Annotated in this window: 14 protein-coding genes and 1 pseudogene; 9 read left to right on the top strand and 6 right to left on the bottom strand. The window is 68.8% G+C overall.

Features of this window, described 5'->3' with window-relative positions:
• Nucleotides 1-193 precede the first annotated feature (193 nt).
• The 3 genes from OEIGOIKO_RS00775 to OEIGOIKO_RS00760 all read left to right on the top strand — a co-directional run bounded on the left by OEIGOIKO_RS00775 (nt 194) and on the right by OEIGOIKO_RS00760 (nt 4,318).
• Nucleotides 194-760: a hypothetical protein gene (locus tag OEIGOIKO_RS00775; RefSeq protein WP_125050817.1), complete on the top strand. Its 567-nt coding sequence runs from the start codon at nt 194-196 to the stop codon at nt 758-760.
• A gap of 262 nt (nt 761-1,022) precedes the next feature.
• A complete protein-coding gene (locus tag OEIGOIKO_RS00770) occupies nt 1,023-2,756 on the top strand; it encodes a BCCT family transporter (protein WP_125050815.1) in 1,734 nt (577 codons plus the stop codon).
• A 1,124-nt stretch (nt 2,757-3,880) separates the two neighbouring features.
• Nucleotides 3,881-4,318: a hypothetical protein gene (locus tag OEIGOIKO_RS00760; protein WP_125050813.1), complete on the top strand. Its 438-nt coding sequence runs from the start codon at nt 3,881-3,883 to the stop codon at nt 4,316-4,318.
• Nucleotides 4,319-4,397: 79 nt separating this feature from the next.
• Here the strand turns inward: OEIGOIKO_RS00760 and OEIGOIKO_RS43815 are convergent, their stop codons facing one another.
• The 4 genes from OEIGOIKO_RS43815 to OEIGOIKO_RS00745 form a co-directional block, all read right to left on the bottom strand.
• On the bottom strand, nt 4,398-4,676 hold the full coding sequence (locus OEIGOIKO_RS43815) for a S26 family signal peptidase (protein WP_359875430.1): 279 nt from the start codon (nt 4,674-4,676) through the stop codon (nt 4,398-4,400).
• Complete coding sequence (locus OEIGOIKO_RS00755; RefSeq protein ID WP_125050811.1) at nt 4,673-4,939, bottom strand: hypothetical protein; 267 nt, start codon at nt 4,937-4,939, stop codon at nt 4,673-4,675. The genes OEIGOIKO_RS43815 and OEIGOIKO_RS00755 overlap by 4 nt, the downstream gene beginning before the upstream one ends.
• Before the next feature lie 465 nt (nt 4,940-5,404).
• Entirely contained in the window at nt 5,405-6,526 is a 1,122-nt protein-coding gene (locus OEIGOIKO_RS00750; RefSeq protein ID WP_125050809.1) for an IS630 family transposase, read from the bottom strand.
• Nucleotides 6,527-6,605: 79 nt separating this feature from the next.
• Complete coding sequence (locus OEIGOIKO_RS00745) at nt 6,606-7,028, bottom strand: MarR family winged helix-turn-helix transcriptional regulator (protein WP_125050807.1); 423 nt, start codon at nt 7,026-7,028, stop codon at nt 6,606-6,608.
• Between the two features lie 215 nt (nt 7,029-7,243).
• On the opposite strand from OEIGOIKO_RS00745, the gene eno reads away from it, so the two are divergent.
• The 5 genes and pseudogenes from eno (at nt 7,244) to OEIGOIKO_RS42020 (ending at nt 10,732) form a co-directional block, all read left to right on the top strand.
• The gene (gene eno, locus OEIGOIKO_RS00740) at nt 7,244-8,551 is read left to right on the top strand and encodes a phosphopyruvate hydratase (protein ID WP_125050805.1); all 1,308 of its coding nucleotides are present in this window, start codon (nt 7,244-7,246) and stop codon (nt 8,549-8,551) included.
• A 229-nt stretch (nt 8,552-8,780) separates the two neighbouring features.
• A pseudogene (locus OEIGOIKO_RS00735) lies at nt 8,781-9,509 on the top strand (SDR family NAD(P)-dependent oxidoreductase).
• Nucleotides 9,510-9,724: 215 nt separating this feature from the next.
• Nucleotides 9,725-10,195: a hypothetical protein gene (locus OEIGOIKO_RS42030; RefSeq protein WP_174857107.1), complete on the top strand. Its 471-nt coding sequence runs from the start codon at nt 9,725-9,727 to the stop codon at nt 10,193-10,195.
• A gap of 39 nt (nt 10,196-10,234) precedes the next feature.
• The gene (locus OEIGOIKO_RS42025) at nt 10,235-10,402 is read left to right on the top strand and encodes a hypothetical protein (protein WP_174857106.1); all 168 of its coding nucleotides are present in this window, start codon (nt 10,235-10,237) and stop codon (nt 10,400-10,402) included.
• Between the two features lie 12 nt (nt 10,403-10,414).
• On the top strand, nt 10,415-10,732 hold the full coding sequence (locus tag OEIGOIKO_RS42020) for a hypothetical protein (RefSeq protein WP_174857105.1): 318 nt from the start codon (nt 10,415-10,417) through the stop codon (nt 10,730-10,732).
• 191 nt (nt 10,733-10,923) lie between these two features.
• Here OEIGOIKO_RS42020 and OEIGOIKO_RS00725 read toward each other — a convergent pair whose 3' ends face one another.
• Nucleotides 10,924-11,778: a poly-gamma-glutamate hydrolase family protein gene (locus OEIGOIKO_RS00725; protein WP_170251452.1), complete on the bottom strand. Its 855-nt coding sequence runs from the start codon at nt 11,776-11,778 to the stop codon at nt 10,924-10,926.
• Nucleotides 11,779-12,141: 363 nt separating this feature from the next.
• Nucleotides 12,142-12,489: a VOC family protein gene (locus OEIGOIKO_RS00720; protein WP_125050803.1), complete on the bottom strand. Its 348-nt coding sequence runs from the start codon at nt 12,487-12,489 to the stop codon at nt 12,142-12,144.
• A 193-nt stretch (nt 12,490-12,682) separates the two neighbouring features.
• Between OEIGOIKO_RS00720 and OEIGOIKO_RS00715 the strand changes: the two genes are divergently transcribed.
• On the top strand, nt 12,683-13,204 hold the full coding sequence (locus OEIGOIKO_RS00715) for a macro domain-containing protein (RefSeq protein WP_125050801.1): 522 nt from the start codon (nt 12,683-12,685) through the stop codon (nt 13,202-13,204).
• Nucleotides 13,205-13,276: the final 72 nt, after the last annotated feature.

Here is a 13,276-nt window from a genome sequence, read left to right as displayed (position 1 = left end):
CCCGGAGCACGTGGGCGTTCAGGGAAGCCGGTAGAGTGCTGCGACCGCCCGAGCCCGGGGTTGGGCAGCTGGTTGGGATCACCGACACTGCGCACGTCAATGCGGGAAGCCTGCCGGTGCGGCCCGAAGCGGCAGGGGCGTCGGCCGGGCGGGGCTTTTGGGCACGGCCCAGTAGGGGAGGGGACGTGTTCGGATGACCAAACCTGTGGGTACCAGCCATCGGCGGGGCAGGACGAGCCTGCTTGTGCAATTTGTTGCGCAGTGGGTGTATCTGCCTCTTTGGGCTGCGGCGTCGCTGGCGCTGGGCGTGCTGGTCGTGCTGGCTTCAGCGGGGCTGAATCCGCCCAAAGGCTGGTTCAATCCTCTTCGCGGGCTGTTGAGCTGGTCGCGGCTGAAGGCTGAATGGTCGCGTGATCCTGAAGTCTGGCGTGCGTACGCGGACGACAGGCTGCGGGGGCGTCTGCGGAAGGCGGAGAACAACCAGGCGCTCTACGCCGGCCACCCCTCGGAAGGGAAGCAGCGGGAGGTGTCGGTCGTTCTTCCCGTACGGTTCTTCCGCGGAGTGGGGGCGGCGCACGCTGTCGGTGTGGCGCAGTCCCTGGGGTGGTCGGCAGAAGTGCTGCCGTCGGATCGGGGGCAGTGGCATCCGGGCGCTGTGCGGGCCTTTCGCGGTTGGGGACCGGGAGCAGCGGAGGGCAAGACGGAGAGGGGTATGCCGTCGTGTCGGGGCGCGGCGCCACAGGTGACCAAGGGCACGTGACGCGCCTCACGGTTCGTCCGTACGCGCCACACAGCCCAAGAGTGATCTTCGTCAACCACGGCGCCCCTCCGGACGCGGAAACCCCCGTCACCAAGGCATCGGCACGTTTGGGGCGACTGTCCCGAATTTGACCGCATCACCCCATGGATAGCAGCCTTCCCTGTTGACCCGCGCACCGAGCGGTCCTGCGTCTCGTGAGCGCGTGCGTCCTTGCGGTGCGTCATGCCCCCGTGTGCGAATGACCCCGCCAGCAAGGAACCTCATGCCGACTCCCCACACCCCGACCGCCACCAGCGCGGCCGTCCCCACCGGGACGGAATCAACCACGGACGGTGACGACGCGTGCCATACGGCAGTCGCGCCGCCGTCCAGAGAGCCCAGGCGCACCGACATACCGGTACTCGCTGTCAGTGGCGGGCTGCTCACCGCGTTCGTCCTGGCCGCGCTGATCGCGCCCACGGCCACGGGTGACGCCGTCAACGCGGTCTTCACCTTTGTCGCGCGCTGGTTCGGTCCGCTGTGGCAGGTGCTGCTGCTGGCGACGTTCGGTGTCGCGCTGTGGCTGGGATTCTCCCGGTACGGGAAGGTGCGGCTGGGCGGCGCCGGGGCGCGCCCGGAGTACGGCAGGTTCCAGTGGGTCGCGATGATCATGTCGACGTTGCTCGCGGGCGGCGGAGTCTTCTTCGCGGCGGGTGAGCCCGTACGGCACTACGTCGAGACGCCTCCGTACTACGAGGGAGTCAAGAGCGGAACACAGCAGGCGGCCGACGCGGCGCTCTCCCAGAGCTTCGCGCACTGGGGCTTCCTCGCCTGGGCCGTCCTGGGGACACTCGCCTCGATCGTGATGATCCGGGGCCAGGAGCGCGGCATGCCGCTGCGTCCCAGGACGCTGCTGTACCCGTTGCTCGGTGAGCGCATCAGGCACTCCCGGCTGGGCGCCGCCGTCGACATCGTCTGCGTCATCGCCGTGGTGGCCGGCACCGTCGGGCCGATCGGTTTCCTCGGCCTCCAGGTCTCCTACGGCCTCTCCGAGGTGTTCGGCATCTCCGGCGGATACCCCGTACAGCTCGGCGTGATCGTCCTGCTGACCGTCGTCGCCGTGCTGTCCGTCGCCAGTGGCATCGACCGCGGCATCCAGTTCTTCAGCAGGGCCAACATCTGGCTCGCCGTCGCCCTGATGGCCGTCTTCCTGGTGCTCGGCTCCCTCGGTTTCGTGCTCGACTCCTTCCTCGGCGGGCTCGGCCAGTACGCGAAGGACTTCGTGCCGCTGGCCCTCAACCGGGGCGATCACGCGTGGCTGGGTTCCTGGACGGTCTTCTTCTTCGGCTGGTTCCTGGGCTACGGGCCCCTGATGTCGATCTTCGTGGCACGCATCTCCAAGGGACGTACGGTGCGCGACCTCGTCGTCTCCACCGCGATCATCCCGCCGCTGGCCACCATGTTCTGGTTCACCGTCTTCGGCGGCACCGGCATCTTCCTCGAACAGCAGAACCCCGGAACCATCTCCGGCCCGCTCAAGGCCGTCGGGATGGACGCCGCGGTCATCTCCATGGCCGAACAGCTTCCGATGGGCGCCGTCGTCGCGGTGGCGCTGCTCCTGCTGACCATCACCTTCGTGGTGACCACCACCGACTCGATGTCGTACAGCATCGCTGCCGCCGGGACGAAGACCGGCGAGCCCACCCGTGCGGTACGTGCCTTCTGGGCCCTGCTCATGGGGGCCGCGGCGGCCGTGCTGATCCTCGTCGGGGACGGCGGCATCACCGCGCTGCAGTCATTCATCGTCGTGACGGCCGTGCCCGTCGGCTTCATCATGCTGCCGACTCTTTGGACCGCTCCGCGGGTGGCCAAGGAGATGGCCCTGGAGCAGGGGATCGTGCTGAGGGAGCCGCCGGTCGCTGGCCCGGAACCCCAGTCATCGGCGGCCCCGGGACCCCCGGCAGCGGCGGTCCCGGAGCCCCGGTCCTCGGCGGTGCCAGAGCCGCAGGAGTCGTAGGGGGCGTAGGGGGCGTAGGAGTCGCAGGGCTGAGCCGGCGGGCGAGTCTCCCGACGGCCGTTGCGGGGCCGCTTGCCGATCAGGGCCCGCCGGCTGCGTGATCTCGGTTCTCCGGGAAAGCGCCGCCGGCGGGCCTTTTCGCGCAGACCGGGCCGCGTGCGGCCAAGGCCGGTCTGCTGACTGAGGTACGGGTCGAGCTGACCGATGCCGCAGAGGCGTACGAGGCGTACGAGGCGGACAAGGCGGACAAGGCGGACAAGGCATACGAGGTATACGAGGCGCGTGAGGCGGCAGGCCTGGACCGGACGAGCGCGGGAGCGCCGCGCCGTCGGAACTTCCGTCCGGTGCCGGTCATCGCCCCCGGACACCAGGCTGAACAGGGTCTCCACCGGGAGCGGGGTGCGGTCTCTCTGCGTACACCTGGCCTGACGTGGTTGCGTATGAGACGCACGGCCTGAAGCGGGTGTGCGTGGGGCAAGCGGCTCGGCGGGGCTGCGTACGGACATCAGGCTTCACGCGACTGTGTACGGGATACCTAGCCCGCCCTGACGTCAACTCCACTGCAAAACACGGTCGTTCAAGCCTCCTTCGATCCGGACGTCCGACGCGGTCCAGTCGGCGCAGCGCTGCGCGCCATGCCCTGGGGCCTGACTGACGCCGGCCGGCGTGGCCCTCGGTCTTCTCGCTTTGGGCATTCTGCGCCTGCGCGAGCGCTCCCGGTGGTGAACTCCCGGGCGAGCGCCCGGTGCTGTGCGCCGGTACACGTGGTGAGCTGGGCTCCTGCGGGGGCGGAATACGTAAGGATGCATAAGCGTCCCCGCTTTTGGGGAAACTGCTGGTGACGTCAGCGCATTCTCAGGTACGGGGAGCGCGTCCGAACCGTGGTCCGGTGGGCGGCGACGCGACCGTCCCCGACCGGATTGCCGCACATTTCTCCCCGTAACCACGCTTCTCTCTCGGCAGCGCCCGCTGAATCGGCGAGCGGTGCTTTGTCGACGCCTTACCGGTCGTCACTCAGCGGGCGACGTGATTGACCACCCCCTTTGAACATCCGACCGGTGAAGGCAGTACTCCGCTTCCGCAGCAGGGCGGAGCATCGCCAGGTGAAAAGAACAGGAACCAGTATGACCAAGAAGAAGACCGGGCCCAAGGACAAGCCGTTCACGGAACAGGCCGACGGAAGCGTCGGCATCGGCGTCGGCATCGGCATCGGCGTCGACCGTGCGTCCGGGACGGCAGACGCAGACCGTGTACTGACGTCGGCTCCCCGCACGCCCGCGAGCTCGGCCCGCAAGAAACTCCTCAAAGCCATCGCCGGTGAGGCCACTGCCATCAGCAAGGCCAAACGCAGGGGGCGATCCTGCAAGGCGCTCAAAGACCTCGCCCGAGCGTACGCTCTTGTCGCCGCCGAGGAGACGCGCAGTGGTCTCACCGCGCCCGCCCGTACGGGAAATGGAGGTGCCCGTACGAAAAGCGGAGGCAGGGGAATCCTCCCGTCGATGCGCACCGTTTTCCTGGCCAAGGGGGCGAGTGGCAGGAAAAGTAAGGGCGACGGAGGCTGACTGCCTTCGGCGGGAGTCCCTCGGGTGTCCCCCGGGTGTATCGCATTCGGGAGTCGGGCTACGGACGTGGGGGAAAGTCTTAGCAGCCTTGGGCCTCTACCTCTGCCACTTCCTCTGCCGTTGCCGTGATTGCCGCTGTTGCCGTCGCTGCCCGCCCTGGTCGGGCGAGGAGGGCGATGCCGAGCACGCGGGCGGTGGGAGAGTAGCCCACCTGCCGTGAATCGAGGCTGGAACGGTGGTTGTCACCGAGGAGCACGAGACGGCCGGAAGGTACGCGGCCCGGTTGCAGCAGTGGGAAAGCGGCTGCGTCCTGGAGGGTGAGGACATCACCGGGCGCCGCGCGCACACGTTTGATCATCCAGTGCCGACCGGAGACTGCGGCGGCTCCTGCCCACGGCGGGAGCGGCGGCCGCGACCATAGGCGTTCGGGGCCTGGCCGTTCCAGGACAACCACGTGGCCTGCGGTCGGGGTACGGCCGCGCAGCACCAGGACCCGGTCGTGTCGTGGTAGGCGGGCTCCATGCTCGTACCGCGTACCGTCACCGACACCAGCGCGCGGCGCAGCAGAACGGCCGTGGAGACCGTGCCGAGTACGAGGAGGGGGAGTCCGGCGGCGGTCATCGGTCTCCTGTTGTCGTGGTGGGGTGGGGAGCGGTGTCGGTGTTGGTGCGTAACGGATGTAGCGGGGTGGACGGGGACTGGAGCCCGTCGCGGTAGCCGGATGCTTGGAGGGCGAACAAGCGGGCGTACTCGCCACCGGACGCCAGCAGAGCGGCGTGGTCGCCTTGTTCCACGATCCGCCTTCGGACAGGACAACGATGAGGTCGGCGTCTCGTAGTCCTCGACCACGCCGCAGGACCGCATTGGACGACTTACCTGCTGCATTCCGGATCCCTTTCTGCTCCACGCTGCGGAGGACCGGCAGCGCAGTATGGCCGAGAGTTGCCACCCTCCCCACGCGCACGCCCCCGCGCACACGCGCAGAGCCGGCGACGAGGCGCGCCGATCTCGTCAGGCCCCCAACCGCTGATCACATGGAAATGGCTCGGCTAGTGCTGTGACCTGGAAGGTTTGCCGGGTTGGTGGTCAGGCCGCGGCAGGCAATGGTCTGCCGCCCCAGCGGACGCCTTTTTCGCTGCGGATGCGGGCGCGTTCGCGTCGTTGGGCGGCGAGGATGTCGGGGTGACGGGTGTGCTGGTTGCGCCAGCGCAGGTAGGCGTGCAGGGCTCTGGTCTGGACGGTGTGGTTTGGATGGTCGGAGTTGGCGAGGGTGAACTGCCGCAGGGGCCCGAAGTGGGCCTCGATGGGGTTGGCCCACGACGCATAGGTCGGGGTGAAGCACAGCTCGACGTTCTTGCGGACTGCCCACCTGCGGATGCGCCAGTTCAGGTGGGCGGAGAGGTTGTCGAGGATCACGTAGACCGGGGCGCCGTCGGGGCGGGCCGCGCGGATCGACCGCAGGGCGGCCCAGGTATGGTCGATGCCTTTGCGCTTGCGGTTGACGCCCCACAGTTTGTCGTCGCCGACCGAGTAGCAGCCGTGGAAGTAGGTGATGCCGTGGGTGCGGCGGAACGTGGCCGGCAGCCGCTCGGGCCTGCCGCGTCCGGCCCAGCAGGAGCCGGCAGTGGGGCGGATGCCCAGCGGCCCGAACTCGTCGAACGCGAACGTGCGGTCCGCGCGCTCATTGAGCGCGTACTCGATGTGTTCCAGCTTGGCGTCGAACGTCGGGTCCGGGGACTCCTTCCAGGTCTTGGTGCGCTGGAAGGAGATCCCCCGGCGGGCCAGCAGGCAGCGCAGTGTCTCCCGGCCGATCCGGACGGGCCTGGCGGCGTCGCGGCGCAGGTGATCGGCGAGTTTGCGGACCGACCAGCGGGTGAAGGGCTTGCCCAGCACAGTGGGGCGGGTGGCGGCCGTCCGGACGACGAAGTCCTCGTCGTCACCGCTCAGCAGGCGGGGACGGCCTCCCGTCCACTGAGGGTCCAGGCATGCGAGCCCGATCTCGTTGAAGCGGTGGATCACGTCACGGACGGTGTCCTCGTCCGCCTGGACCAGGTGCGCGATCACTGGGACCGTGCTGCCGCCGGCCGAGGCCAGCAGCATCATCGCCCGCCGGAATCGCACCGAGTCCGTGCTGCCCCGCCGAACGATGTGCTGGAGCTTCTGTCCTTCCTGCTCAGTCAGCCTGCGGACCTTGACCGGTAAAGCCATACCCGCCTCCCATGCCAGTCGGCGTCCTCACACCCGACTAGCACAACCGACAACCCGGCAAACCTTCCCGGTCACAGCACTAGCGGGTGGCGAGCCGGTCCAGCAGCGCAGCGCTGCGTGCCAGCAACGCTCTTTCCTCATCCGTGAGTTCGGCCTCGATGGCCTGTGCGAGCCAGCCCGCCCTGCGGCCGCGCTCCGCTTCGAGTGCGGCCCGGCCCTCGTCCGACAGTTCGACCAGTGACTTGCGGCCGTCTGTGGGGTGCGCCCGGCGCGTGATCAGGTTCTGTTCCATGAGCAGCCCGACCGCCCGGGCCATCGACTGGGGGCGAACGCGCTGATCAGCGGCGAGATCGCTGGTGGTCATGGCGCCCTCGCGGTCGAGGGTGCCGAGCACGGCGATCTGCCCGAGGGGGATGCGGTCCTCGTGTTTGACGCGTCGGGTGAGCTTGCTCATCGCGGTACGCAGTTCGGCGGCGACAGCGGCGGCTTCCGGGGTGGGCATAGGGCACTTTACCCCGTTGGTCAGCAATGCTGCGCACCTGACCTGCACAGGAGCGCTGTACGGCACCACTGTACAGCAATGCTGCACAGCAAAGCTGCGCAGCCAGACTGGTCAGCAAAACTGAGCAGCATTGCTGTATGGTTTTGCCCCGTCGGGCTCAGCGCCAGCGTTGTCGCAGCCGGGGCCACGGCACACGACAACGGGAAGGAACTCCCATGTCTGCGAAAGCAGCCGGACGCGTCAACGCCGCCATCGAAACCGTCGCCGCGCGCCGCATCATCGACAGCCGGGGCAACCCCACGGTCGAGGTCGACGTCGTACTGACGGACGGGTCCCTGGGACGCGCGGCCGTTCCCTCCGGCGCCTCCACCGGTGCCCGGGAGGCCGTGGAACTGCGCGACGGGGACTCCGCGCGCTGGCACGGCAAGGGCGTCGACCGTGCGGTGGCCCACGTCAACGGGGAGATCGCGGCGTCTGTACGCGGCCGGGACGCGGCGGACCAGGCGGGCCTCGACGCCGCACTGGTCGCCCTCGACGGCACGGCCACGAAGTCCCGGCTCGGCGCCAACGCGATACTCGGCGTCTCCCTCGCCGCCGCCAAGGCCGCGGCAGCGGCCCACCGCCAGCCCCTCTACCGTTACCTCGGCGGTGCCGACGCCCGACTCCTGCCGCTGCCGATGATGAACATCGTCAACGGCGGTGCCCACGCCGACAACCCGCTGGACTTCCAGGAGTTCATGATCGCGCCGGTGGGCGCGGACACCTTCGCCGAAGCCGTCCGAATGGGCAGCGAGATCTTCTACACCCTGCGCCGCGATCTGCTGGCTGCCGGGCACTCCACGGGCGTCGGCGACGAGGGTGGCTTCGCGCCCGCGCTGCGTACCGCCGAGGAGGCGCTCGACTTCGTGATGGCCGCCATCGAGCGCACCGGCTACCGGCCCGGCACGGACATCGGCCTGATCATGGACCCGGCGTCGTCGGAGTTCTTCCGCGACGGTGTGTACGACTACGCGGGTGAAGGGGTGCGCCGTACCCCCTCCGAGCAGGTCGACTACCTGGCCAAGCTCATCGACGCCTACCCGGTCGTCTCCATCGAGGACCCGATGGCGGAGAACGACCTGGACGGCTGGCGCGAGCTGACCGCCCGCGTCGGCGACCGCTGTCAGCTCACCGGTGACGACGTGTTCTGCACCAACGAGACGCTGCTGCGCGAGGGCATCCGCACCGGTGCCGGCAACTCGATCCTGGTCAAGGTCAACCAGATCGGCACCTTGACCGAGGCGCTGTCCGCGGTGACCACGGCCCACCAGGCGGGCTGGACGGCTGTCATGTCGCACCGCTCGGGCGAGACGGAGGACACCACTATCGCGGACCTGGCGGTGGCGACCGGCTGCGGTCAGATCAAGACCGGCTCGCTCTCGCGTTCCGATCGAACGGCGAAGTACAACCAACTGATTCGCATCGAAGAGGAGTTGGGCGACTCCGCGCGCTTCGCGGGCCGCTCCGCGCTGTGTCGGGCGTGAGCAGCGGGCAGAGATAGAGCATAGGCAGAGCAGAGGTAGAGGTAGAGCAGAGGCAGAGATGGTGTGGGTCCCCGATCACGGTCGGGGGCCCACGCGTGTGCCGGGGGCGTGTCTTCCTGTACTGGGTACTTCATGTCTGACTTCTCGCGCGCAAGCCGGTGCCTGTGGATCTGTGAACTTGTGAATACAAGAATCAGCAGTAAGGCCTGAGTCCTTGGAGGAGCTCCGAATGACGACGAAGGCCGCACTCATCACCGGCACCAGCCGCCCGGCCGGCCCCGGATTCGCGGTTGCCCGACAGCTTGTCGGCCTCGGACACCGCGTCATCCTCACCGCACGCGACCTCGGCCGGGCCGAACCCCTGGTTGCTCAACTTCGCGAGAAAGGCCACCAGGCGACGGCTCTTCGCCTCGATCTCACCGATGCGGCGAGCATGCGGGAGGCCGCCGACCACGTCGCCCACACCGTCGGCCACCTGGACGTCCTGATCAACAACGCGTGAGCCCCCGTCGACTTCACCGTCTTGTCCGCGCTGGACGCCGACCTCGACGCCGTGCGCTCCGCGCTGGAGATCGACGTGCTCGGCCCCTGGCGTCTGGTCCAGGAGCTGCTGCCACTGCTGACGGCTGCCCTTGCCGCCCGCATCGTCAACGTCTCCAGCATCTCCGCCCAGCAGATCGCCACCGGGCTCGACCCCGGCGCGGGCCTGCGCGCCCCCGCCCACTCCTTCGCCAAGCACTCGCTCAACGTCCTGACCACCGTGCTGGCCCGCGCCTTCGCAGACACGCCGGTACTCGTCAACGCCGTCGATCCGGGAGAGACCGCCACCCATCCCGAACGCGGCGACGAGGACGAGGCACGTCCCGCAGACGAAAGCGCACGCGGTGTCGTATGGGCGGCGACCCTGGACGAAAACGGGCCCACCGGCAAATTCTTCCGTGACCAGCGGCCACTCTGACCCGTCAACAATCCTCCGATTCCCACAGATGGTGCCCGGGGAGCTGCCCGTAGGTCTGCCCGAAGATCTGCCCTCGGGGCTGCCCTTCCGTCCCTTCCCGCCGGGCGCGGAGCGGGGCACCGTGCCCGGCGCAGGCGGCGAGTCGTACGGAATGAGGAACGCCATGGACGCACACGAGCCGGAGCGGTCGTCGGCGAAAGAGTCGGCGGCGGGCCTTGGTCCGGCGCCACCAAAGTGCCGGACCGCTGCCCGGCACGCCGACCACCGCCGGTTCCGGGGCCGCGGCGCTGCTGGCGTTGCAGCGTGCCGCGGGCAACGCCGCCGTGCTCCGGGCGATGGAGCAGGAGCGTCACACGCACGGGCCCGGGTGCGACCACCATGAGGAACGTCAGGACACGGTGCAGCGGTCGGCCGTCCACGAAGTGCTGCGAGGGGCAGGCAGTCCGCTGGAGGGTTCGCTGCGGCAGGAGGCGGACGATAGGGATCATCTGGAGCACGAGGAGCACGCCGGGCCGCGCTACCAGCAGATGAGGCCGAGCAAGGAGGGCACCAGGTCGGCGAACCTGCGGATGCAGGACCGGCTGGCGCGGGAGGCCCACGCACCGAACGCCCGGAGGACTCCGCACGTGGCGGTCACGCACGTCTCGGACGAGGGGCTGCGGTACTCCTCCAACTCGGGACAGTAGAAGCTGTCCGAGGCGAAACAGAACGACGGGCTCGCTTCGGTGGACGCTGCGCTGGACCCGGCCGCGCCGCTGCCAAACGACCCGCGCCGCCGCAAGGATCAGATCAAGTTGCGGGCGGCGCGCTTCGGGGACTACGAGGCGGCACACCGGGACGATACGGACCTCGGGGTTTCCACGAAGGCGCTGCGGTCGTCGCGGGGCACCTGACACGGAGGCCCCGTGCACGACAAGAAGGAAGCTTCCGTACACGGTGAGATGACGTTGCTCGGTGAGCAGATCGCGTACTGGCGGGAAAACCCGTGGCCGCTGGGCGAAGGCAAGGTCAAGGATGTGTCGATGGGCGGCGTCAAGAAGGCGTGCGACGCCTGCGAGATGGCGTTCGACGCGGCCGATGCCACGTTCGGTGCGGAGTGCGGAGTGCGGAGTGCGGAGTGCGGAGTACGGATACCGAGTGGTGGCGTCCGGCTCGCACCACGAGATGTTCCGTTGTCCGGAGGACTCGGAGTCGGAATGCGAGGAGGTGTAGCTGGGGCGTAGGGGGAGCGGGGGCGTCGAGCCGGGGAGCGAGGGCGCGTACCGGCGCCGCGGGCTGCGGCCGGCCCGGGGGAGTGAGGTCCATCCGGAACCCGGGGCCCGGAACCCCGAACCCGGAACCCGGGGCTCGGGGCTCGGGGCTCGGGGCTCGGGCCCCGGCATCTGGGTCGGCCGTAGCGGGTCGCGTGCGGGCATCAGAGGATCTGCTGGCCCGCTTCCAGCCGCTGGAGGGCGGCGCGGGCGGCGCCGACGAAGTTCCGGAAGATGTCTGTCTGCTGCTCCTGGCGTCCGGTGGCGGAGTTGTCCTGGAACATCGACGCGCGCAAGGACGTGGTGATCTCCAGCTGCGCGCCCTCGCCGAGCATCGTACGGTTGACGATGTTGTCCGGGTCGGTGCCTGCGAGGGCGGGGATGCGGGTGGCGTCCTGGGCGCGGATGCCCACCGCCTTGAACTCGGCGATCAGGTACGACCGCAGCGTGGCGTTGAGGCCCCCGACGAGGACAGCCGGGGTGCCGGCCGGTAGTCCGGCCTGTTCGGGCTTGCAGCCGTGCAGGCTCAGGGCGTTCAGACTCCCGGCGCACAGCGAGCGGGCGACGTGGTCGTCGCAGTGGGTGGCGGTGACGTGGAGCTTGCCGTTGTCCTTCTTGCGGATGCCTTCGAACATCCAGTAGTCGTAGGCCGGACCTTGGTCCGGGGTGGGCGCGAGGTCCTTGGGGCGATACCCGGCGATGGCGAGGCACAACTCGGAGGTGCCGGTCTCGATGCCGCCGCCGTGCGGGGCGAGGATCACCGACCTGGCGAAGTCGTGGCGCCGGCCGCGGTCGTCGTCGAACATCGCGTGGCGGCGGTAGCGGCGGGCGTAGTCCGTGCCCTCGACGACCGTGGGGTCCGCGTACAGGGCGGTGTTGGTCAGCCAGTTGTCCTTGCTCGCGGCGGCCGGCGCGGCGAAGGCGTCCTGCGTGGCCAGCCCGGCGAGAAGGGGCGCCGCGGCGGTGGCCGTCGCGGCGGCCAGCAGGGTGCGTCTGCTGGGGGTGGGCTTGGTGGACATGGCGGGCATGATGGGTCCTTCCCCGTTGAACTGCGTCAGGTAGGGATAAGTCATACAGGGCTCTCGGCGTGTGCTGTGGCCCGGGGTGCCGATGGGCTTCAGGTGACGCGTGTGCCGAGCCCGACTCCGGCTGAACCCGACTCCGGCTGAACCCGACTCCGTGCCGAACCCGACTTCGTGCTGAACCCGACTCCGTGCCGAACCCGACTTCGTGCTGAACCCGACGCCGTCATGAACGCGACCTCGTGGACCGCGACGTCAAGCGCGATGCCGGCGTCGACTTACGCGGGTTGACTGGCCTTCCCTTTCGGTGCCGGCCGCAGTCCCCGACAAGTGACTGCGGCCAGCCTCCCGGAGGGCCCGTCAGCGGTGGCCCAGCACATTCACCACCCGGCCATTGGGATCGCGGACGAAGAACCGCCGCACTCCCCACTCCTCGTCCTGCAAGGGATGCACGATCTCCGCCCCGCGCTCCCGCATCAGCGCGTAGGCCGCATCCACGTCATCGACCTCGACGCTCATGTCCGGGGTGACAGGCGCGGTCTTGTCGGCGGCCATGAAGCTGACCTGCGCGGCAGGGTCGGTGGGTGAGGCGAGTGTCATGATCCAGCCGTGGTTCATGACCTCCTCGAATCCGAGCAGGCCGTAGAAGTCCCGGCTCTCCTGCACAGCCACTGACTGGACATTGGGTACGGCACGGCGAACGGCCATCGAAAGACTCCCAGTGATAACAGTTGGCTTCCTATAACCCCCAAGGAGTACTACGACCGAGCCGCCTTCGCGCACATTTCGCAGTAGGTGGCCCAGGTCCCGGGCTCGGTTGAGTTCGCCGAGGGCCTCGGGCGCCATAGCCCGTCAGCATCCCTACAAAGCGATTGTCAGTGGTCCCTGTTTCGATCTCCGTATGTTCCCTACGTCTCCTGCGTTCCCCAACCCTCCCGCGTCCCCCACTGCACCATGCATCACCGACCACACCGGCGACATCCTGCAAGCCGATGTCGCAGCCCTGGTCAACCCCGTCAACACCGTCGGTGTGATGGGCAAGGGCCTGGCCTTGCAGTTCAAGTCCGCGTTCCCCCAGATGTACTCCGATTACCGCCAAGCCTGCGCGACCGGGGCCCTGGCGCTCGGCCGCGTTCACGTATGGGACGCCGGTCTCCAGGCACTGGAACGTCACAGATACGTGATCAGCTTTCCGACCAAGAGCCACTGGCGCTCCCGATCCCGGCTGGCCGATGTAGAGGCCGGTCTGGTCGACCTGGCCGAGACAGTGCGTCGCTTGGAGATCCGCTCCATTGCGCTGCCCGCGCTCGGCTGCGGGCTCGGCGGTCTGGACTGGCCCGTGGTCCACCGCGCCATTCACCAGGCACTGTCGGATCTCAGGGAGGTCGATGTGCGGCTGTACGGGCCGAGCGCGACGTCGTAGAGCCAGCTGGTGACGGGGCCCACTCGGCTTTCGAGAGGCACCGGACCTTCAGCTCGTACCCCGCGCGTCTTC

The organism is Streptomyces paromomycinus (assembly GCF_003865155.1).
GTDB classification, from domain to species: domain Bacteria; phylum Actinomycetota; class Actinomycetes; order Streptomycetales; family Streptomycetaceae; genus Streptomyces; species Streptomyces chrestomyceticus.
Note: the sequence above shows the minus strand (reverse complement) of the source record. Positions and strands in the feature narration are given on the sequence as shown.

Coding starts and splice junctions, on each gene's coding strand:
- OEIGOIKO_RS00750 (WP_125050809.1), bottom strand. CDS start 6,526: ATGGCTTTACCGGTCAAGGTCCGCAGGCTGACTGAGCAGGAAGGACAG.
- OEIGOIKO_RS43815 (WP_359875430.1), bottom strand. CDS start 4,676: ATGATCAAACGTGTGCGCGCGGCGCCCGGTGATGTCCTCACCCTCCAG.
- OEIGOIKO_RS00755 (WP_125050811.1), bottom strand. CDS start 4,939: ATGACCGCCGCCGGACTCCCCCTCCTCGTACTCGGCACGGTCTCCACG.
- OEIGOIKO_RS00715 (WP_125050801.1), top strand. CDS start 12,683: ATGTTCCCTACGTCTCCTGCGTTCCCCAACCCTCCCGCGTCCCCCACT.
- OEIGOIKO_RS00775 (WP_125050817.1), top strand. CDS start 194: ATGACCAAACCTGTGGGTACCAGCCATCGGCGGGGCAGGACGAGCCTG.
- eno (WP_125050805.1), top strand. CDS start 7,244: ATGTCTGCGAAAGCAGCCGGACGCGTCAACGCCGCCATCGAAACCGTC.
- OEIGOIKO_RS00720 (WP_125050803.1), bottom strand. CDS start 12,489: ATGGCCGTTCGCCGTGCCGTACCCAATGTCCAGTCAGTGGCTGTGCAG.
- OEIGOIKO_RS00725 (WP_170251452.1), bottom strand. CDS start 11,778: ATGTCCACCAAGCCCACCCCCAGCAGACGCACCCTGCTGGCCGCCGCG.
- OEIGOIKO_RS00745 (WP_125050807.1), bottom strand. CDS start 7,028: ATGCCCACCCCGGAAGCCGCCGCTGTCGCCGCCGAACTGCGTACCGCG.
- OEIGOIKO_RS00760 (WP_125050813.1), top strand. CDS start 3,881: ATGACCAAGAAGAAGACCGGGCCCAAGGACAAGCCGTTCACGGAACAG.
- OEIGOIKO_RS00770 (WP_125050815.1), top strand. CDS start 1,023: ATGCCGACTCCCCACACCCCGACCGCCACCAGCGCGGCCGTCCCCACC.